The 20,363-nt window shown below is 63.1% G+C and carries 20 protein-coding genes and 1 pseudogene; 7 read left to right on the top strand and 14 right to left on the bottom strand.

Going from position 1 to position 20,363, the window contains the following annotated elements; all coding sequences use genetic code 11:
• The first annotated feature begins 109 nt into the window (after positions 1-109).
• Entirely contained in the window at positions 110-817 is a 708-nt protein-coding gene (locus tag ACX3YF_RS26945) for a TetR/AcrR family transcriptional regulator (protein WP_448646419.1), read from the top strand.
• A complete protein-coding gene (locus ACX3YF_RS26940) occupies positions 807-1,583 on the top strand; it encodes a pyrroline-5-carboxylate reductase family protein (protein WP_130209036.1) in 777 nt (258 codons plus the stop codon). Before ACX3YF_RS26945 ends, ACX3YF_RS26940 begins: the two co-directional genes overlap by 11 nt.
• Positions 1,584-1,646: 63 nt before the next feature.
• On the opposite strand, the gene ACX3YF_RS26935 is transcribed toward ACX3YF_RS26940, so the two are convergent.
• Positions 1,647-3,683 (bottom strand): NADH:flavin oxidoreductase, encoded by a 2,037-nt coding sequence (locus tag ACX3YF_RS26935; protein WP_130209034.1) that lies wholly within the window; start codon positions 3,681-3,683, stop codon positions 1,647-1,649.
• Positions 3,684-3,935: 252 nt separating this feature from the next.
• Between ACX3YF_RS26935 and ACX3YF_RS26930 the strand changes: the two genes are divergently transcribed.
• Positions 3,936-4,844: a glycine betaine ABC transporter substrate-binding protein gene (locus ACX3YF_RS26930; protein WP_448646420.1), complete on the top strand. Its 909-nt coding sequence runs from the start codon at positions 3,936-3,938 to the stop codon at positions 4,842-4,844.
• Between the two features lie 36 nt (positions 4,845-4,880).
• Here ACX3YF_RS26930 and ACX3YF_RS26925 read toward each other — a convergent pair whose 3' ends face one another.
• The 3 genes from ACX3YF_RS26925 to ACX3YF_RS26915 all read right to left on the bottom strand — a co-directional run bounded on the left by ACX3YF_RS26925 (position 4,881) and on the right by ACX3YF_RS26915 (position 6,986).
• Positions 4,881-5,741, bottom strand: a complete 861-nt coding sequence (locus ACX3YF_RS26925; RefSeq protein WP_448646421.1) for a CAP domain-containing protein — start codon at positions 5,739-5,741, stop codon at positions 4,881-4,883.
• Positions 5,742-5,974: 233 nt separating this feature from the next.
• Positions 5,975-6,763, bottom strand: coding sequence for an alpha/beta hydrolase (locus ACX3YF_RS26920; protein ID WP_448646422.1), 789 nt, complete (start codon positions 6,761-6,763; stop codon positions 5,975-5,977).
• Positions 6,750-6,986: a hypothetical protein gene (locus tag ACX3YF_RS26915; RefSeq protein ID WP_223272695.1), complete on the bottom strand. Its 237-nt coding sequence runs from the start codon at positions 6,984-6,986 to the stop codon at positions 6,750-6,752. Before ACX3YF_RS26915 ends, ACX3YF_RS26920 begins: the two co-directional genes overlap by 14 nt.
• Here ACX3YF_RS26915 and ACX3YF_RS26910 point away from each other — a divergent pair.
• From ACX3YF_RS26910 to ACX3YF_RS26900, 3 genes are all read left to right on the top strand, one after another.
• Entirely contained in the window at positions 6,985-7,803 is an 819-nt protein-coding gene (locus tag ACX3YF_RS26910; RefSeq protein WP_458974613.1) for an aldo/keto reductase, read from the top strand. The genes ACX3YF_RS26915 and ACX3YF_RS26910 overlap by 2 nt on opposite strands.
• A 119-nt stretch (positions 7,804-7,922) precedes the next feature.
• Positions 7,923-8,576, top strand: a complete 654-nt coding sequence (locus ACX3YF_RS26905) for a peroxiredoxin (RefSeq protein ID WP_196584982.1) — start codon at positions 7,923-7,925, stop codon at positions 8,574-8,576.
• A gap of 143 nt (positions 8,577-8,719) precedes the next feature.
• Positions 8,720-9,085, top strand: coding sequence for a type 1 fimbrial protein (locus tag ACX3YF_RS26900; protein WP_288097917.1), 366 nt, complete (start codon positions 8,720-8,722; stop codon positions 9,083-9,085).
• Between the two features lie 48 nt (positions 9,086-9,133).
• Here ACX3YF_RS26900 and ACX3YF_RS26895 read toward each other — a convergent pair.
• From ACX3YF_RS26895 to ACX3YF_RS26870, 6 genes and pseudogenes are all read right to left on the bottom strand, one after another.
• Positions 9,134-9,247: pseudogene (locus ACX3YF_RS26895) on the bottom strand (YghX family hydrolase); the annotation flags it as partial.
• Positions 9,248-9,451: 204 nt separating this feature from the next.
• Positions 9,452-9,853: a heme-binding protein gene (locus tag ACX3YF_RS26890; RefSeq protein ID WP_288097916.1), complete on the bottom strand. Its 402-nt coding sequence runs from the start codon at positions 9,851-9,853 to the stop codon at positions 9,452-9,454.
• A gap of 18 nt (positions 9,854-9,871) precedes the next feature.
• The gene (glcF, locus tag ACX3YF_RS26885) at positions 9,872-11,089 is read right to left on the bottom strand and encodes a glycolate oxidase subunit GlcF (protein WP_449105275.1); all 1,218 of its coding nucleotides are present in this window, start codon (positions 11,087-11,089) and stop codon (positions 9,872-9,874) included.
• A 3-nt stretch (positions 11,090-11,092) separates the two neighbouring features.
• A complete protein-coding gene (glcE, locus tag ACX3YF_RS26880) occupies positions 11,093-12,157 on the bottom strand; it encodes a glycolate oxidase subunit GlcE (protein WP_458945478.1) in 1,065 nt (354 codons plus the stop codon).
• The gene (glcD, locus tag ACX3YF_RS26875) at positions 12,157-13,656 is read right to left on the bottom strand and encodes a glycolate oxidase subunit GlcD (RefSeq protein ID WP_458945477.1); all 1,500 of its coding nucleotides are present in this window, start codon (positions 13,654-13,656) and stop codon (positions 12,157-12,159) included. Before glcD ends, glcE begins: the two co-directional genes overlap by 1 nt.
• A gap of 79 nt (positions 13,657-13,735) precedes the next feature.
• The gene (locus ACX3YF_RS26870; protein WP_458974612.1) at positions 13,736-15,499 is read right to left on the bottom strand and encodes an L-lactate permease; all 1,764 of its coding nucleotides are present in this window, start codon (positions 15,497-15,499) and stop codon (positions 13,736-13,738) included.
• 179 nt (positions 15,500-15,678) lie between these two features.
• On the opposite strand from ACX3YF_RS26870, the gene ACX3YF_RS26865 reads away from it, so the two are divergent.
• On the top strand, positions 15,679-15,915 hold the full coding sequence (locus tag ACX3YF_RS26865; protein ID WP_047527965.1) for a hypothetical protein: 237 nt from the start codon (positions 15,679-15,681) through the stop codon (positions 15,913-15,915).
• Between the two features lie 96 nt (positions 15,916-16,011).
• Here ACX3YF_RS26865 and ACX3YF_RS26860 read toward each other — a convergent pair whose 3' ends face one another.
• The 4 genes from ACX3YF_RS26860 to ACX3YF_RS26845 all read right to left on the bottom strand — a co-directional run bounded on the left by ACX3YF_RS26860 (position 16,012) and on the right by ACX3YF_RS26845 (position 20,356).
• Positions 16,012-17,544, bottom strand: coding sequence for an APC family permease (locus tag ACX3YF_RS26860; RefSeq protein WP_130209010.1), 1,533 nt, complete (start codon positions 17,542-17,544; stop codon positions 16,012-16,014).
• A 184-nt stretch (positions 17,545-17,728) separates the two neighbouring features.
• Entirely contained in the window at positions 17,729-18,769 is a 1,041-nt protein-coding gene (locus tag ACX3YF_RS26855) for a heme-dependent oxidative N-demethylase family protein (RefSeq protein WP_130209006.1), read from the bottom strand.
• 19 nt (positions 18,770-18,788) lie between these two features.
• A complete protein-coding gene (locus ACX3YF_RS26850; protein WP_458974611.1) occupies positions 18,789-19,757 on the bottom strand; it encodes a PDR/VanB family oxidoreductase in 969 nt (322 codons plus the stop codon).
• A complete protein-coding gene (locus ACX3YF_RS26845) occupies positions 19,754-20,356 on the bottom strand; it encodes a dimethylamine monooxygenase subunit DmmA family protein (protein WP_047527973.1) in 603 nt (200 codons plus the stop codon). Before ACX3YF_RS26845 ends, ACX3YF_RS26850 begins: the two co-directional genes overlap by 4 nt.
• Between the last annotated feature and the right edge of the window lie 7 nt (positions 20,357-20,363).

The following is a 20,363-nucleotide window of genomic DNA, read 5'->3' as shown; positions in this document are numbered from 1 at the left end:
ACTCAGCATCCCGCTGTCCTGAAAATGTACGCCTATGTACAGGCCATGTACGCAATGGAACCTGAGGTGTACAGTTGAGCGCAATTCCCAGGTAAAGGCGCCAGTCAAGATGTCGCAGACAGGAAAGGTGAAAACCAAGGCTCAGGATGCAGGATGGCGGGGCTCCGTCGATGGCTGGCTGGACGCTGCCTACGACGCGTTGAAGGAATCCGGTGTCGATGCGGTGCGGGTGATGCCGCTGGCCAAGCGCCTGAATTTGTCGCGCACCAGCTTCTATTGGTTCTACGAAGATCGCGAGCAATTGCTGGCGGCACTGCTGGCCCGTTGGCGGGACAAGAACAGTGGCGGCCTGATCGGTCAGTGCGAAAGTTACGCCGAGAGTATTTGCGAGGCGATCCTCAACGTCTTCGAGTGCTGGTTGAACCCCGAACTGTTCGACTCGCAATTTGAATTCGCCGTGCGCAGCTGGGCCCTGCAATCGGCGGAGGTCACCGCAGAAATTGCCCTGGCCGATGAGGCGCGCATCAATGCCCTGACCGCGATGTTCCGCCGGTTTGGCTACGAAGCCGAGGCCGCCGACGCGAGGGCCCGGACGATCTACCTGACGCAGATCGGCTACATCTCGATGAAAACCAATGAGGACATCGTGGTGCGTTTTCGCCGCATCCCCCAGTACGTCACCGTGTTTACCGGCAAGGCACCGAAGCGGCGTGAACTGGATCGTTTCTTCGGCAAGTTCGGTTACGCGGAAAAAGAACCCGGCGTGTTCGGTCCGCTGGTTGAAACCTTCGAGGAGCCGACAGCCGATGAACAATAAAACCCTGGGCATTATTGGCGGCACCGGCTGGCTGGGCCGCGCGATCGCCGAGGCGCTGCTCGACAGCGGTTTCATCGAACCTGCCCGGTTGCTGGTTTCCAACCGCTCGGGCCGCAGCACGTTGCGAGCGGATGTGCGGGTGCTGGCCGACAACCAACAGTTGGTGGCGCTCAGCGATGTGCTGGTGCTGTCGATTCGTCCGGAGCAGTTTCGTGAACTGCGGATAGACGCCAGGGGCAAACAGGTGATTTCCCTGATGGCCGGGATCCCGGCCGCCGTCATCAGCGCCGCCACCGGTGCGCAGACGGTGGTGCGGGCCATGCCGAACGCGGCCGTGGAGATCAGGCAGTCGTATACCCCGTGGTACAGCACCGGCGCGCTTGGCGACAGGGATCGTCAGTGGCTGCAGCAGTTGTTCGAATGCGTGGGCGCGGCGGATGAAGTGCCGAACGAAGACTGCATTGATTACCTCAGCGCGCTGTCCGGCACCGGGCCGGCGTTCCCCGCTTTGCTGCACCAGGCGCTGGCCAGTCAGGCGGTGGCGGCGGGTATTCCCCAGGACATTGCCCAACGTGCCGCCCGAGGCGTGGTGGTCGGGGGCGGGCAGATGCTTGCCAGTCGTGATCCGGGGCAAATGATCGACGCACTGATGGCTTACCGGGGCGTGACGGCGGCGGCCTTGCAGTCGATGACCGAGCAGGGCATCGATGCCATCGTCGGGCGGGCCTTGCAGGCCGGTGCGGAGGTTGCGCGGCGGGGGATGTAGGGAATTCCGATAACGGGTCTGTGGCGAGGGCGCAGGCTCCCTCGCCACAAGTGAATCGCAGGATCAGAGATCCTTCACCAGCCGCAACGCATCGTAGATCGCCGCGTGGGTGTTGCGCGCGGCCACGGCGTCACCAATCCGGAACAGCTGGAATGGCCCCTGGGGGTTGGTGACGATGTTTTGCGCCTTGCCGGCGATGAGGTCGTGCTGTTCCACCGCGCCGCCGTTGCTCGAAAGCGGGCGAAGCTCGAAGTACAGATCGTCCAGGGGCAGGGTGCCGTGGTTGACCACCACCTGATCGACGATGCGCTGCTTGTGCACCTGGCCGTAATCGCTGCCGAAGGTCGCGAGCAGGCGCCCATCGCGTTTCTCGACCGTCTCGACGCGGTAGGTCACGGTGAAGGTGACGTCCAGATCCTGCAAGCTGCGCATGTAGGGCACCAGGTTCATGGCCATGACTTCCGGCGCGAACGAACGGTCAGGCGTCACGATCTCCACGGTCGCGCCGCTTTTGGCGATGACTTCGGCCGCCTGCAACGCGGCATGGTCACCGGCATCGTCGAAGATCAACACATGGCGGCCGGGCTTGATGTCACCGGAAATGATGTCCCAGGTCGACACCACCAGCTCGTTGCCTTGGGTCAGCACTTCGGTGTGGGGCAGGCCGCCGGTGGCGACGATCACCACATCCGGCTCGTGGGCCAATACCGTGTCGGCTTCGGCCCAGGTGTTGAAGTGGAACTTGACCCCCAGGCGCTCGCACTGGGCCATGCGCCAGTCGATGATGCCGATCATTTCGCGGCGTCGCTCATTGAGGGCCGTCAGGCGGATTTGCCCACCGGGTTGATCGGCGGCCTCCAGCACTGTCACTTCATGCCCGCGCTCACCCGCGACCCGCGCCGCTTCCAGACCCGCAGGGCCGCTGCCGATCACCAGGACTTTGCGCTTGACTGCGGCCTTGGGAATCTCGTGGGGCATGGTGGTTTCCCGGCCGGTCGCCGGGTTGTGGATGCAATAGGCCGCGCCGCCCTGATAGATGCGATCCAGGCAGTAGTTGGCGCCGACGCAAGGGCGAATGTCTTCCTCACGTTTTTCGATGATCTTGCGCACGATGTGCGGGTCGGTCATGTGCGCACGGGTCATGCCCACCATGTCGACCTTGCCCGAGGCAATCGCGTAGCGCGCGGTGGCCACGTCCGGAATCTTCGCGGCGTGGAAGGTCGGGAAACCGGTGGCCGAGCGAATTTCCCCGGCGAAGTCCAGGTGCGGTGAATTGCGCATGCCCTGGATCGGGATGACATCGGTCAAACCGGCGTCGGTGTCGATGTGGCCGCGCACCACATTGAGGAAGTCCACCAGCCCGCTGTCCTTGAGCAGGTGCGAAACCTGCAGGCCTTCGCTGGCATTGAAGCCTCCCGGCAGTTGCTCGTCGCCGGTGTAGCGCACGCCGAGCAGGAACTCTTCGCCCACCCGCTGGCGAATGCCCCGCAGGATGTCGAAGGTAAAACGCATGCGGTTTTCCAGCGAACCGCCATAAGGGCCGTCGAGTTCGTTGGTCAGCGGTGACCAGAACTGGTCCATCAAATGCCCGTAGGCCTGCAGTTCCAGGCCATCCATGCCGGCCGCCTTCATGCGTTCGGCCGCGTCCACGTAGTCCTTGATGATCCGCTCGATGTCCCAGTCTTCCATTTTTTTCGGGAAGGAGCGGTGCGCCGCTTCGCGGTGGTGCGAGGGCGACACCACGGGCAGCCAGTCGGCCTTGTCCCAGCGGGTGCGCCGGCCCAAGTGGGTCAACTGGATCATCACCGCCGCGCCGTGTTCATGGCATTCGTCGGTCAGGTCCTTGAGCCATCCGACCACTTCGTCCTTGTAGGCCAGCACGTTGTTGAACACCGGCGGACTGTCGCGCGAGACCGCTGCGGAGCCGGCGGTCATGGTCAAGGCGACACCGGCCCTGGCACGTTCGACGTGATAGGCGCGATACAGGTCCTTGGGCATGCCGTCCACCGGATAGGCCGGTTCGTGGGAGGTGGTGATGATGCGGTTTCTGAGGGTCAGGTGCTTGATCGTGTACGGCTGCAGCAAGGGATCGCTGGACATGGTGGTGCGCTCCAAAGTGGGCTTCATCAGGCTCGGCGACTTGAAATTAGGATAACTGTACATGTGTGTCAATGCTTCATGACACATGTGTACATTTTGCTTGCGCGGGATAAAAGTCGTGGATAAGATCGGCCCACAAGGAGAAGGGATCGGTCAAACCGACCTGCCGCGCAAGGCTGCATTTTTCACGACCGTAAGGCCGTTCAAATTAAGACAAACCTGCCAATGACAACCAAAACAGGAAGACGCTTGATGAACGCTCATTCGCCGTATCGAAAAACAATCTGTGCCGGATTGATCAGTGTTGCGCTCGCCGCCGGCGCTGCGCTGGCGCAAGCCGCGGAACCTGCGCCGGTGCGTATTGGCTGGGTCAACTGGTCGGACACCGAGATCACCGTCAAGCTGGCCACCACGGCCCTGGAGGACCATCTCAAGCAGCCGGTGAAACTGGTCATGGCCGACATCGGCATCCAGTTCCAGGCGTTGGCCAACGGCAATATCGACCTGATCCCGATGGTCTGGCTGCCGAGCACCCACAAGGCCTTCTACGACAAGTACAAGGACAGGCTCGAAGACCTCGGCGTGCTTTACGAAGGGCGAATCGGCATGGCCGTGCCCACCTCGATACCGGTCAGCGAGGTGGCAAGCGTGGAGGATCTGAACAAGCCCGAAGTCAGGGCGAAATTCGACGGCAAGATCCTCACCTCAGAGGTGGGCAATGGCCAATACAAGCTCACCGTCAAAGCCATCGACGAATACAAGCTCGACGGCTACAAGCTGGTGGCGTCTTCGGAAACCGGCATGCTCAACGAGCTGGACCGCAACCTCAAGCGTGACAAATGGTCGTTGGTCAATGCCTGGAGCCCGCACTGGATGTTCTCCAAGTGGTCGCTGCGCTACCTCGATGACCCCAAGCAGATCTTTGGTGGCGCCGAACAGATCCACGCCATGGCCCGCAAGGGTTTCAGCCAGGAATATCCCGAGGTGGCGTACTTCTTCGCCCACTACTCGATTCCCCGGGCCGACCTGGAAGCGCTGATGATGCAGTCGCGGCAGAGTTCTCCCGACAAGGTCGTTGCCGACTACTACGCCGCCAACAAACTGCGCTTCGAAGCGATGTTCGAGGGCAGCGAGCAGCGGGTCAGCAGTCGGCAGCCTTGATGGCGCTTTCACCGCCACGCCGGCTTCCGCACTCCTTTACTGCGCGCCAAACACCATCGTCCAGTAAACCCCCTCGTCACTGCGCGCGTCCGTGGCATAGGCCGCGCCGACCTGGGTGAACATCGGGTTCATCAGGTTGGCGCAATGCCCGGGACTGGCCAGCCAGCCAGCCATGGCCTTGCTCGGTGAACCCTGGCCGGCGGCGATGTTTTCGCCGATCTGCCGGCCACGGTAACCGGCGGCTCTTGCGCGGTCGGCGGGCATGTCGCCATCGGGGTCCTTGTGCGCGAAATAGTTACCGTAGGCCATGGCCTTGCTGTGGCCTTGCGCCGCCGCGCCAAGGCTGGCATTCCACGACAGTGGCCGTGCGGCGGCAAAGCGCTGGCGCCCGCAGAGACGTGGTTTTGCGCGGGCGGCATTGACCTGCGCGAGCAAGGCTTTGCTGACCGATCGCGTATCGTTCAACTGACGGTCCAGCACAGGTTGCGCCATGACCACTTGCCATTCGCTGCGGCTGCGACTCACACCGATGTCGGCGTATTGGCTGTCCAGCAGCGCCGAGCAATGCTCGCTCTGAAACAGGTCGAACGCCTCTTCGGCGTCCTGCGCACCGACCACACGGATGGAGCGGACGGCCACCGCTTGATAGCCATTGGATTTCAACCGGTCGCGCAAGTCACCGCCGTAGCCCACGGGCAGGGCCAGGCTGGACTTCAGCGCCAGTGGCGACAGGCGTTGAGCGGGACGTCGCTCACAGCGCTGGGGGTGGGCTCGATAATCGTTGATCGCTTCCACCAGTTCCCGCTCGGCACTGGCGTGGGCGGGACTGGCGATAAGGGGAAGCAAGGTAAACAGGCACAGTGAAGAAAAGCGCAAGACAAGGGCGGTTTGGCGCATGGTGCGGACAGCTCTGATGAGATGACAACGATGAGGGGAGGATTTGGCGCCGCTCTAAGACTGGCGCCCCGGGACTTGGTTCACGGGGCGTGAGGGCATTTTTGCGCGTGGAGAGGAGCATCCGACGGACGTAGCGAATGATGCTTTTTTGCCTGTACGGGGATCAGACCGCCTGGGTGTCACGCGGGACGATTTCACGTTCGCCGGATCAACGGTCGTTAAACCTCCTGCCGCTACAAACCATCCCCCAACGCCTTTAGATACTCCGGGCTGTCGCTGATCGAGTTGTGTCCCGTGCCCGCAATCACCTGAAGTGAAGCCACGCCCCGGGCGAAATGGCTGTAGAGCAGCCGCGTGCTTGAGCCTGGCACCACTTCGTCATGTTCGGCCGCGATCAACCGCGTCGGCACCGTGATGCGCGGGGCATAGCGCCAGGACTCAAATTTGTCCTTCAACAGCCACTTCACCGGAAACCAGCGGAACTGGCGGGCGGCGAGGCCCTCAAGGCTGTTGTAGGGTGTGATCAGCACCAGCCGTGCCGCCGGGCGTTGGCTGGCCAGGCGCACGGCCACCCCCGAACCGAGGCTGCGCCCGACCACCGCCACATGCCCATGGCTGGCCTGCACTTTGTCGAACAAGGCCAGGGCGTCGCGGGCGATGGCCTCTTCCGAGGGCGAGCCGGTGCTGCCGCCGTAGCCTCGGTAGTGCAGCAAATACAGGGCATAGTCGGGGAACGCCTGGCTGAAGGGCGGCAGGCTGCGCGAGACGTCCTCGGCGTTACCGCCAAAATAGATCAGCGCGTTGGGGCCGTCGTGGGCCCGGACGGAGACCTGCAACTGCGCATCGTCGACGGGCAGGGTGAGCAGTGACGCGGCGGTCCCGACGGCGCGGGGTTGCGGGTAGTAGATCAGCGCGCGTTGAAACACATACAGCGCTGCGCAGAGCGTCAGGTACAACGCGGCCAGGACGACGACAAGCAGCATCAGGTTGTGTGACATTCGGCTAACGTTAGTGGACGGCATTGATGGCTCGGGGGTGAACACGGCTACGCTGGATCGCTGCCAGAGTGTAGTCAATCGCCAGCGGGGCACGCCGGCCGTCTGCCGAGGTCATGCTCATGCAGCATCCAGAGGGGTTCACCCGCAGGAAAATACTCACGCTGGCTGCCGGTGCCTCGGCGGTCTTCACGTTCGGTCCGGCCGCCGCGCCCTCAGCGCCGTCGACCGCAACAGGAGGCAAGACCATGCAGACCCGCGCCATTCCTTCCAGCGCCGAATCATTGCCTATCGTTGGGCTGGGCACTTATCGCGGCTTCGACGTGGCCCCCTCCGATGCCGCCTACAAGCAATTGCCCGCGGTGCTGCGCGCGCTGTTCGAGAAGGGCGGGACGGTGATCGACAGCTCGCCGATGTACGGTCGTGCCGAGCAGACGACCGGCGAGTTGCTGTCGATCCACGAACCTCGGTCCCCGGCATTTCTGGCGACCAAGGTGTGGACCCGTGGCCGCGAAGAGGGCATTGCGCAGATGGAGCGGTCGTTTGCGTTGTTGCAGACCGATTGCATCGACCTGATGCAAATCCACAACCTGCTGGACTGGCAAATCCACTTGCCGACGTTGCGGCACTGGAAGGAACAAGGGCGTATTCGTTACATCGGCATCACCCATTACACCCCGTCGGCGTATGACGAAGTGGAGGCGGTGCTGAAGGCCGAGCCACTGGATTTCCTGCAGATCAACTATGCGCTGGATGATCGCGGCGTCGAGAAACGCATCCTGCCGCTGTGTCGCGAACGGGGCGTGGCGGTGATCTGCAATCGGCCGTTCGGTGGCGGCGGGCTGCTCGAACGACTCAAAGGCAGGCCGTTGCCGGGTTGGGCGGCGCAAGTCGGGGTCAAGGGCTGGCCACAACTGGCGCTGAAATTCCTGCTGTCCCATTCGGCGGTGACCTGTGTCATCCCCGGTACCGGCAACCCGCGCTACATGGCGGAAAACGCCGGGGCCGGTTTCGGTCCGATGCTCACCGATGCGCAGCGTCATCAGTTGATAGCACTGGTGGAGTGACGGGCGGCGGGCTCTGGAAGCTCTCCTATACTGTTCGCGTCAAACGTCTTCCCCATGCCGTTGGAACCGCAGTCGGCCCTCTGACGGCTTCTTTATCCAACACTGCAAGGAGTTCGAAAATGTCCATCCGCATTGGCGACGAAGCACCGGATTTCACCGCCGAAACCACCGAAGGCACGATCAACTTCCACCAATGGATTGGCAATGGCTGGGCCATCCTGTTTTCCCATCCGAAGGATTTCACCCCTGTCTGCACCACCGAGCTGGGCTACCTGGCCAAGCTCAAGCCGGAATTCGACAAGCGCAACACCAAGGTTCTCGGACTGAGCATCGACCCGGTCAGCGACCACAACAAGTGGGTCGGTGACATCGAGGAAACCCAGGGCACGGCCGTCAACTATCCGCTGATCGGGGACGAAAACCTGGTGGTGGCCAAGCTCTACGACATGATTCACCCGAACGCCAGTGGCGGTTCGCGCACGGCGGTGGACAACGCCACGGTGCGGTCGGTGTTCATTGTCGGCCCGGACAAGAAGGTCAAGGCCATGCTGATCTACCCGATGAGCGCCGGTCGCAATTTCGACGAAGTGCTGCGGCTGCTCGACGCGCTGCAACTCAATGCCAGGCACACCGTGGCCACCCCGGTGAACTGGCGTCCGGGTGAAGACGTGATCATTCCGACATCGGTTTCCGACGAGGATGCGAAGAAGAAATACCCTGACGGCTTCAAGACCCTGAAGCCGTATCTGCGCACCGTGGCGCAACCGAAGTAACCGCCTCGGCAGCACGGTCATCCCAAAGCGGGTCTTCGGGGTGACCGATGGTCGGTACGACCTTCCTCCGCAGGTTCTTCAGAAATCCGCTATCCGGTCGATACAGCGTCAAGGACATGAGCTTTTTCGGAGGGAGCGTGAAGATGAGCCGTCTGCGTATTTCTATCGCAATGGGGCTGCTGGTCAGCCTGAGTGGAACCTGTTTCGCCTCGCCAGGGGTTATCGCCTTCCGTGGCGCCATTGTGGAATCGCCTTGCCCGGTTTCGACGTCGGCTGAAGGGTTTGCCCTGCATGGCTGTCCTGCCAGGACTGCCGGCCAGGACGGCAGTGCCCACAAAGTGCAGCCACTGCGATCAGTGCGCTCAATCGACGGTTCGACCGCCCAGGTCAAGCTCATCGGCGAAAACAGTGACGAGAGCGGCGTGCTCCGTCAGCAGTACGCCTTGGTGGACGGCAAAGGCCGGGCGCTGACCTCGGGCAATTACGTGGTGACCCTGACTTACCCGTAATGCTGTTCATTTAAGCGATAGAGCGAGCAATCAGTAACCTGTGGCGAGGGTGAACAATGCGGCGCGGTCGAGAAACTCGCGGCGATTGATCAGGCCGTGGGCGTAGTAGTCATAGAGTTCCAGCAATGGCGGGGCAAAGTCTTTCGCGGTGAGACCGGTCATCGATGCGCTTCCTTTTCGGCGAATTGAACACGATCCCGGTGGGGCCTGCTGGTGGGAATGGACTTGATGAGGCGGTAAACATTGCCATTGCAGGAGACACGAACCCTGTGGGAGCGGGCTTGCCCGCGATAGCGGTATGTCTGATACGTGGATGCCGGATTTGCCGCCATCATCGCGGGCAAGCCCGCTCCCACAATGTGCCGTTCATTTCAGGCTCCGCGCCCCGACCTTCGCCACCTGCGCATCCTGCTCGGCCTTGACCCCGGACACCCCGACCGCGCCAATCACCTGGCCGTCGACGATGATTGGCACGCCACCTTCCAGGGACGTCAGCAAGGGTGCCGACAGGAAGGCGTGGCGCCCGCCGTTGACCATGTCTTCATAGCCCTTGGATTCGCGCCGGCCCAAGGCCGAGGTGCGGGCCTTTTCGGTGGCGATGTAGGCGCTGATGGGCGAGGCGCCATCAAGGCGTTCGAGGGCCAGCGGATGGCCGCCGTCATCGACCACGGCAATGGTCACCGGCCACTGGTTGTTTTGCGCCTCCTGCCGGGCGGCAGCGAGGATCTGGCCGACTTCGGCCTGACTCAGCATGGCTTTGCTTTTCATGGGGTTCTCCAGGGCTCGTTAAGGCAGGGCGGCTTCGACCAGTTCGATCCAGTGCCGGACCGGAGTGCGACCGGCGCCATCAAGGTGCGACTGACAGCCGATATTGGCGGTGACGATCACCTCGGGATAGCCGCTTTCCAGTGCATTCATCTTGTTGTCGCGCAGTTGCCGCGCCAGCTCCGGTTGGGTCAGCGAGTACGTGCCCGCCGAGCCGCAGCATAAATGGCCGTCGGGCACGAACGTCAGGTTGAAGCCCAGGCGTATCAGCAGCGCTTCCACCGCGCCACCGAGCTTTTGCGCGTGCTGCAACGTGCACGGGCAATGGAACGCCAGGCGCTGGGCACTGTGTATGCCGAGTTGCTCGAGGGGTTCGTCACGCAACACTTCGATCAGGTCCTTCGCCAGCGCGCTGACGGTTCTGGCCTTCTCGGCATAGGCCGGGTCGCTGCGCAGCAGATGGCCATAGTCCTTGATGAAGGCACCGCAGCCGCTGGCGGTTTGCACGATGGCCTCGGCGCCTTTTTCGATGCTCGGCCACCAGGCGTCGATGTTGTGGCGGGCGCGATCCAGGCCAGCGGCCTGGGCGTCCAGATGATAGTCCACGGCGCCGCAGCACCCGGCCTCGCGGCTCGGCGTGACGCTGATCCCCAATCGATCCAGGACCCTCGCGGCGGCCGCGTTGGTGTTGGGCGCAAGACCCGGCTGTACGCAGCCTTCGAGCATCAGCACCTGCCGGGCATGGCGGGTGGTGGGGCGCGCTTTGCCTGGCGGCGCGCTGCGCGGCAGTTTGCTTTGCAGGGGGCCGGGCAGCAGCGCGCGAAACACCTGGCCGCCGCTGACCAGTCCCTTGAACAGGTGCGCGTGCGGCACCAGCGTGCGCAAACCTTCGCGCAGCAAGCGCTGGCCGACCGGGCGCGGCACCGCTGCGTCGACCACGGCGCGGCCGATGTCCAGCAGGTTGTGGTAATCGACCCCGGACGGGCAGGTGGTTTCGCAGTTGCGGCACGACAGGCAGCGGTCCAGGTGCTGCTGGGTTTTCTGCGTGACTTCGTTGCCCTCCAGCACCTGTTTGATCAGGTAGATGCGCCCGCGTGGGCCATCCAGTTCATCGCCGAGCAGTTGGTAGGTCGGGCAGGTGGCATTGCAGAAGCCGCAGTGCACGCAGGTGCGCAGGATGCCGTCGGCTTCTTCGGCTCGGGGCAGTTGGCGGGCACTCTCGCTCAATGTGGTCTGCATGGCTCAAAGCTCCGCGTACAGGCGACCGGGGTTGAAGACGCCCCGGGGATCGAGTTGCTGCTTGAGGCTCTGATGCAAACGCATCAGGGCGCCGGGCAGCGGCTGGAACGGGCTGTCGGTGAGCCCGTGGCTGTAGCAGGTGACATGGCCGTCGACCTCATCGACGACCTGGCGAATGAACGCCGCCTCGGCGTCTGACTTGAGCCAGCGCTGGGCGCCGCCCCAGTCGATCAACTGACGGCCGGGCAACGACAGTTTTGGCGTGTTGTTGGGCAGCGACAGGCGCCACAGGGGCTGGTCTTCGTCGAAGAAACTCAAGCGCTGTTCATTGAGGTCGGCCCAGTACGAGGCGTCCAGCAACTCGCCGCCCAAGCGGTCGTGGGCCGCCGCCACCGATCCTTCACCGCCCTCGAGCCGCAGGTGCAGGCACTGGCCGTCATGGCACGCGGCACTGATCGGCAAGGGTTGCTGGCCCCATTCAGCCAGGCGCAACAGGGCGCGTTCGCTGTCCATTTCCAGGCTGATGCTCAAGGCTTGCCGGGGTTTGGGCAGGACCTTGAGCGAGACTTCGGTGATCACCCCCAGGGTGCCGTAGCTGCCGGCCATCAGGCGCGACAGGTCGTAGCCGGCGACGTTTTTCATGACTTCGCCGCCAAAGCGCAAATGCTTGCCGTGGCCGGTGATCACCCGGGTGCCGAGCACGAAATCCCTCACCGATCCCGACCAGGGGCGACGCGGTCCCGACAGGCCACAGGCAATCATGCCGCCCACGGTGGCGCCATCGCCAAAGGCGGGTGGTTCGCACGCCAGCATCTGTTGCGCGGCGTCCAGTGCTTGCGACAGCTCCGCCAACGGCGTGCCGCAGCGGGCGGTGATCACCAGTTCGGTCGGGTCGTAGCTGACGATGCCCCGGTGCGAACGGGTGTCGAGTATTTCACCTGCGGTCACCCGTCCCAGGAATCCCTTGCTGTTGGAGCCCTGGATGCGCAGGGGCGTGGCGTTTTGCAGCGCCTGATTGACCTGCTCCAGCAGCAGGCGGCTGTCGTCGCAATCGCCGGTGCCGTGCATCAGAAACGCTCCAGGTCGGGGAAGGGCAGTTGCCCGCCATGCACGTGCATGGCGCCGAACTCGGCGCATCGGTGCAGGGTCGGAATGTTCTTGCCGGGGTTGAGCAGGCCGCTGGGGTCGAACGCCGCCTTGATTGCGTGAAACAGGGTCAGTTCATCGCTGTTGAATTGCGCGCACATCTGATTGATTTTCTCGCGGCCGACACCGTGTTCCCCGGTGATGCTGCCGCCGACCTTCACGCACAGTTCCAGAATCCTGCCACCCAGCGCCTCGGCGCGGTCGAGTTCGCCCGGTTGATTGGCGTCGAACAGGATCAGCGGATGCATGTTGCCGTCGCCGGCATGGAACACGTTGGCCACCCGCAGGCCGTATTCCGCCGACAGCGCGGCGATGGCGTGCAACACGCCGGGCAACGCGCGGCGCGGAATCGTCCCGTCCATGCAGTAATAGTCCGGCGACAGACGGCCCACCGCCGGGAAGGCGTTCTTGCGCCCGGCCCAGAAACGCACGCGCTCGGCTTCGTCCCTGGCCTGGCGTACTTCGGTGGCGCCAGCCCGTTCCAGTACTTCACGCACGCGGTGGCAGTCGTCATGGACGTCGGCTTCAACGCCGTCGAGTTCGCACAGCAGGATGGCCTGGGCGTCGACCGGGTAGCCGGCGTGGATAAAGTCCTCGGCGGCGCGGATGGCCAGGTTGTCCATCATTTCCAGGCCACCGGGAATGATGCCGGCGGCGATGATGTCGCCGACGGCGCGGCCAGCCTTCTCAACGGAATCGAACGCCGCCAGCAGCACTTTCGCGGTTTGTGGTTTGGGCAGCAGTTTGACCGTGACTTCGGTGATCACCCCGAGCATGCCTTCGGAGCCGGTGAACAAGGCCAGCAGATCAAGGCCGGGCGAGTCCAGCGCGTTCGAGCCCAGGCTCAGGTATTCGCCGTCGACGGTAAGGATGTCGACCTTCAGCACGTTGTGCACGGTCAGGCCGTACTTCAGGCAATGCACGCCGCCCGCGTTTTCGGCGACGTTGCCGCCGATGGAGCAGGCGATTTGCGAGGAGGGGTCCGGCGCGTAGTACAGGTCGTAGGGGGCGGCGGCCTGGGAGATGGCCAGGTTGCGCACGCCGGGCTGGACCCGCGCAGTGCGTGCGGCGGGGTCGATGTGCAGGATCTGATTGAAGCGCGCCATCACCAGCAGCACGCCCTTTTCCAGCGGCAGCGCCCCACCGGACAAACCGGTACCGGCACCGCGGGCGACCACCGGCACCTGACGCTCATGACACAGGCGCAGCACGCCCTGGACCTGCGCAATGTCACGGGGCAACACCACCAGCATCGGCGTCGTACGGTAGGCCGAGAGCCCGTCGCACTCGTACGGCTTGAGTTCTTCCTGCTGATGCAGCACTTCCAGGTCCGGCCACTGCGTGCGCAGAGCCTGTAACAATCCGGCCTTGTCCACGTCGGGCAGCACGCCATCGACGCGTTCATCGTAGAGAATGTTCATAGTCGCTTTACGATACTCCCTTCATGAAAAGCCCGGACGATTGCCCGGGCATTTCGAGGCTGGCCAGGACCTTGGGCGATCAATGGCTGCCCACCACCATGTGGCTGAACGGCACCACATAGGCCTGCAACGTCACCAGCCCGCCGACCAGGATCGCCAGGATGATCGAGTGGAAGAACACGTAGCGCAGGATTTCCCCTTCATGGCCGTACCAGCGGGTGGCGGTGGAGGCGACCACGATCGACTGGGCATCGACCATCTTGCCCATGACCCCGCCGGAGCTGTTGGCGGCGGCCATCAATACCGGGCTGAGCCCCAGTTGCTCGGACGTGACCCGTTGCAAGCCGCCGAACAGCACGTTGGAGGCGGTGTCGGAGCCGGTCAGGGCGACGCCGAGCCAGCCGAGCAGGGTGCCGAACATCGGGTAGAAAATCCCCGTCGCCGCGAACGCCAGGCCCATGGTGGCGTCGAGTCCCGAATAACGCGTGAGAAAGCCGAGGGCGAGCATGGCGGTGATGGTGATCAGCGAATAGCGCACCACCCACAGCGTTCGCAGGTATTGGCTGATCAGCTGCGGGATGCTGTAACCCATCAGCAATCCGCCGAGAATCGCCGAGAGCAGGATGCCGCTGCCGGTGGCGGTGAACCAGGTGAACTTGTACACCGCGTCCTCGGTTTTCGGTGCCGGCACCACCGGCGGCACTTTCTCGATTTGCTGGTGGATGGTGGTAAAGGTCAGGACCGGCGCGAATATCGGATTGGCTTCAGACAACGGTTTGCCCTGTGGGTCGAGCTTGGCCGAATGGGTGGCCGGATCGATCGCAGGGCGTGTGTCGAACAGGTTCTTGAAGCCCTGGGTGCCCCAGGCGAAGACGAAGATGGTCAGGATGATCCACGGCATCCACGCGCGCATCACCGCAGGCTTGGCCTCGCTGGCAAAGGTCGCGGTCGGCTCGGTTTTGCTCTCATGCTCGGTATCGATTTTCGAGTGGTCGACCCGTCCGGACAGGGCAGCAGAGGTATGCACCGTGGCCGGTTTCCAGACCTTGAGGAAACCGGTCAGGCAGGCCATGGAAATCAGTGCGGCAATCACATCCACCAGCATGGGCCCGTGATAGTTGGACACCAGGAACTGCGGCACGGCGAAGGTGACCCCGGCCACCAGGATCGCCGGCCAGATTTCCAGCATCTTGCGCCAACCGGCGAAGGCCCAGATCAGCCAGAACGGCACGATCACCGAGAAGAACGGCAGTTGCCGGCCAACCATCATCGACAGCTCCATTTCATCCAGCCCGGTGACTTTGGCCAGGGTGATGATCGGCGTGCCGAGGGCACCGAAGGCCACCGGCGCGGTATTGGCGATCAGCGCCAGGCCAGAGGCGGCCAGCGGTGAGAAGCCCAGGCCGATCAGGATCGCCCCGGTCACCGCCACGGGCGTGCCGAAACCGGCCGCCCCCTCGAAGAACGCGCCGAAACAGAAGGCGATCAGCAACAGTTGCAGGCGGCGGTCGTCGGTGATTTTCGCCAGGGAATCCTGCAGCACTTTGAACGAGCCGTTTTCGGTGGTCAGCCGGTGCAGGAAGATGATGTTCAGCACGATCCAGCCAATCGGCAGCAGACCATTGGCGGCACCGTACAACGCTGCCGACCCGGCCATGTTGGCGGGCATGCCAAAGGCGAAGATCGCGATCAGCAAGGCCGAGGTGAGGGCGAGCAGCGCCGCCAGGTGCGCCTTGACGTGAAAAAAAGCCAGGGAGGCCAACATCACCACCACTGGCACGGCTGCCATGAGGGTTGAAAGCACCGGGTTGTTGAACGGATCGTAGACTTGCTGCCAGACCATGTTCCACCTCTGCTTTTTATTGTTGGAAGTGCAGACCCCTGAGGGGAGGTGGCTTGTAGTATAGGTGGCCTTACGCCGCTGTCAGGGTACGCCTCTGGTCCTGTGAGTCAGCGCTGTTTGGCGGGGCTGAGCTAGCATGGCGGATAGGGTCCACATCCAGTACGGAGAGGAATGCCGCAATGACTGAGCGCCATCTGATTCACAAGGAAACGCTGTCGAATGGATGCAGCATCGAGGTCAAGGCCGAAATCCTCAGGGACGGCTCGCTGGGGATGTTCATCGGTGTTTACCGGCCGGACGGCACGGTCATTGAAGAGAACCCTGATCCCAAGCCGCACATGCTGGACATGGAAGCGGCGATGGATTGGGGGATCGATATTGCCAAGGGCATTGGCAATAGCCAGCGCACGTTGTAGAGGTGGGGGCCGCACAATTGCGCAGGACACAAAACCCGTAGGAGCTGGCAAGCCAGCCCCTACAGGTCGGTTACAGGTCGTAGAGGGTCAATGGCCTCAAGGCTGTTGCAGCGTTGCGCCGGTCACTCCCGTCGCTTTGGCCTTGGGTTTGGAGAACTTCCACGCGTCACCCGCCGGCGCCGTGCCCTTGTCATAAGGTTTGCCCAGCAGCATGTAGACCAGCCCGGCGCCCATCACCACCAGCGTGGTCAGGATCATCGAGTAGTTGATGTACCACGCGGCATCGGGCGAGCGCGGCCAGACCATGTTGACGATGGCGCACACACCGTAGACCAGCGCGGCCAGGTTCACCCACAGGCCCCAGGCGCCGAGGGTGAATTGACCGTTCGGACGCCAGCCCTTGGCCCGGGCGATCAACGCGGCGACCACGATCAACTGGAAGGCCACGTAGATACCGATCGCGGCAAAGCCGACGATGGTGGCCACGGCATCGGCCATGAACATGCCCAGGCAGACGATCGCTGCCGGTACCAGGCCGCTGACCAGCAGGGCGAACGACGGCACATGGTTGGCCGACAGGCGCTTGAACAGCGAACTGCCGACGATCATTTCGTCGCGGGCGTAGGCGAACAGCAACCGGCTGGCCGCCGCTTGCAGGCTCAACACGCAGGAAATGAACGACACCATGACCACGGCCATGACCAGGCGGGAACCGACCGGGCCGAAGGCATTGGCCAGGATGGTGGCGACCGGGTCGGTGTCTTCACCGGCCAGGACCTTGGCCATGTCCGGCACCGAGAGGATCAGCGCCAGGCAGGCAAACATCGCCGCCGCACCGCCGATGTAGATGGTCATGCGCATGGCTTTGGGAATGCGCTTGCCCGGGTTCGGTGTTTCTTCGGCGACATCGCCGCAGGCCTCGAAGCCGTAGTACTGGAACAGACCGGCCAGGGACGCCGCGAGGAATGCCGGCAGGTATGAACCATTCACCTCAAGGTTGAAGGTGTTGAACAACACGCTGAGCGGCTGGTGACGTTCGAAGATCAGCAGGTAGCCGCCGACCAGAATCGCGCCGACCAACTCGCACAGAAAGCCGAACATCGCCACCCGCGCCAACAGTTTGGTGCCCACCAGATTCAACGCCGTGGAGAGCAGGATGATCGCCAGGGCGATGAGGATGTTGGCCTCGGGACCGGGCTTGTAGCCGAGCATGATCGCCAGGTAAGGCCCGGCACCCACCGCGACCCCGGCGATGGTCGCGCACAAGGCCCAGGCATACACCCAGCCGACCATCCACGCCCAGCGCTTGCCTACCAGCCGGCGGGCCCAAGGGTACACGCCGCCGGAAATCGGGAATTGCGATACCACTTCACCGAAGATCAGGCACACCAGCATCTGCCCGGCGCCGATCAGCAAATAAGACCAGAACATCGGCGGGCCGCCGGCGGCCAGGCACAAACCGAACAGGGTATAGACGCCGACGACCGGCGACAGGTAGGTAAAACCCAGGGAGAAGTTCTCCCACAGGCTCATGCTGCGATTGAAATCCGAACTGTAGCCGAGGGCGCGGAGCTGTTCCGCATCCTGGTCGTCGCTGACGCTTGCACGCGCGTTAGGTGAGCCACTCATGTTATTTCCTCATTATCAATGGCAGTGATTGGGTTCTGACGTTTGTTTCGCCTTGGTTCCCTTGCAGGAGCGAGCGTGCTCGCGATGGAGGCCAACGATGACGCGACCGGTCTGGGTAAACGCGGTGCAATTGAGATCATCGCGAGCGGGCTCGCTCCTACAGGGATAAAGGCGTTATTTTTTTTTAGGCCTGCTTTGTCACTTCGCTGTCGCGCCCGTCGTCGTATCGCGACAACCACTCCACCGCCGCATCGCGATAACGGCTGAAGCCCTTGTAGTCGACCAGTTGCTGATCCAGGTCGCGCAGCACCCGGTGCATGCGCCGGGCCCAGGCCGGGTTGGTGGCGATGTCTTCGAGGCTGAGCAGGTAGGTGCGGATCGGGAACAGGATGGCGTTGCTGCGCGGCAGGCGATGCAAGGGTTGCAACTCAATGCGCAGGTAAACCAGTTTTCCGGCATTTTCCGCCGTCACGATGGTCCGGTCCGGCGCCCATTCCGGCAGGCTTTCGGCCGAGACTTCGAGGCGCGGGTTGACCGTCAGCGACCAGTTCAGGCGCCGCACCGGATGCCCGGTGCGCAGGCGCAGCAGGAACTTCAGCGCACGGTCGAGCATGCCGATTTCTTTCACCAGCGGCACCGGGCCGTGGAATTCTTCCCAGCTCATGCCGAGGTTGAATCGCAGCGAATAGTCGGCGCGCTGGGTGGCGATGCCCGCCCCCCAGTACAGTGTGCCGTCGCGTTCCTCTTGCAACACCCAGTCGCCCTGGGCCTGACGGGTCACGTACTCCATCGGCTCGTAGGGCAGGGTGGTCGGGTCACCGAAGGTGAAGCGGTCGTCAATGTCCAGCAAGCGGTTGGTCCAGTGCCACTGGCGGCCTTCACGCTCCAGGCTGAAGTACTGCGGGTAGTCCCGGGCGTAGGATTCCATGATCAGTTCGAGCAAATCCCATTGCGCCTCCATCATGTGCGGCGCCGAGACATAGTGCATGCCCGGGTCTTTCTCCAGGGTGATCGCCCGGTCGCGGCATTCGCTGATGTAATGCTCGTCGATATCGAACGCGGCGCGCAAGGCACCGTCTCCCACCGAGACATGGGGCTCGAGGTTCATCGAGTACATGTAATTGTCATCGGGAAACGGGAAGGGCGCGCGGGCGATGCATTCCGGGCTGTTGGCGAAGGTGTAGTCGTCGCGGTAGGTTTCGTCGGGATTGAATGGGATGTTCATTGTTTTTTTTCTCCGTCGATCAGAGGTCGATGACCAGGCGATTGCATTTGGCGCGGGACACGCAGGGCATGATTTTCTTGCCGCTGGTTTTGTCCTCGTCGGACAGCCAGTCATCGGTGTGCAGCAGCTCGCCGTCGAGCTCCAGCACCTCGGTTTCGCAGTGGCCACAGGCGCCGCCACGGCACAGGTAAGGCATGCTGTAACCGGCGGCTTCCACGGCTTCGAGCATGGTCTGGTCGGGCGAGACCTCGATGGTCGCGCCACTGCGGCCGAGGGTGAAACTGAAGGCTTCGCCGCCGCTGCTTTGCTCCAGGAAGCGTTCGAAGTGCACGTGGCTGTCGGTCCAGCCCAGTTCGCGGGCGCAGGCCAGGGTGGCATCGATCATGCTGTCCGGGCCGCAGGCGTACACGTGACTGCCGAGCGGGCGATTGGCCAGGACCCGGCCGATGTCCATGCGCGCTTCGATGCCCTTGCGATACAGGTGAACCTTGTCGCCGTAGGTCGCCTGCAGCTCTTTGCCAAGTTGCGCATGTTCTTCGCCGCGCACCGCGTAGTGCAGCTCGAACGGCACCTTGCTCAGGCGCAACTCCTCCAGTTGGGAAATCACCGGGGTAATGCCGACGCCGCCAGCGATGAACAGATGCAGGCGTGCCTGTTTGATCAGCGGAAACAGATTGACCGGCGGCGTGACTTCGATCAGATCGCCTTCATTGACGCTGTCGTGCAGGGCCACCGAGCCGCCACGACCGCTTTCCACGCGGCGTACGGCAATCTGGTAGCTGCTGGTGTCGTAGGGCGAGCTCAGCAGCGAGTAAGGGTTGCGCAAGGTGTTGCGGTCGTTGGCGATCAGCACCACCACATGGCTGCCACCGGAGAACGCCGGCAAGTGCTCGCCGGTCGGTGAGACCAGGGTGAAGCGCTTGATTTGCTGGGTCACCGATTCGATTCGGGCCACGCGCAGATTCAAAGTCCCAGTGTTCTGGCTCATGTGTCGAGCTCCTCGGCGGGCGGCAGTTCGCCCGGTACTTCGGCATCGGCCTTGACCGCCTGAAACGCTGCCAGCCGCCGGGAATAGTGATCGCGCACCACCAGCGTCAGGCCGCAACCGGGGCAGTCGTAGACACGTTGGGTGACGTTTTCGGTATAGGTGTCGCAGTGCACGCACCAGACCCGGCGCACCAGCGTGCCGGAATGTTCGCGCAGCACTTCATCGCGATTGAGGTCGTAGCGGGTGGCCACTTGCATGGCGCTGCCCAGGAAGCTTTCGGACCCGGCGAGGTACAGACGGGTGCCCATTCGCGCATCGAAGAGCAGGTCGTTCAGGTCATCGATCAACGCCTGGTTGCTGGCGTACAGCTTCAATTGATGGCCTGGATGCTCCTGCAATTGGGCGACAAAGTCCTGCCCGGAAAAGGATTCGCGGGAATACAGCAAGGTGATGGGCCGGTCCAGGCCGGCCATTTCGTCGAGCAGGCGCAACATGGCGCGCCCGCCACTGCCTTGCCCCGCAATGATGTGCCGCGTACCGCCCGGCAGCGGTTGCAACTGGTCATAGACCGGTCGGCTTTTGATCCCGGTGATCAGCATTCTTGTT

The sequence above is a fragment of the Pseudomonas fluorescens group sp. PF-69 genome (assembly GCF_054481235.1).
The sequence above is the reverse complement of the archived record's forward strand: the minus strand, read 5'-3'. Positions and strand labels throughout refer to the sequence as shown.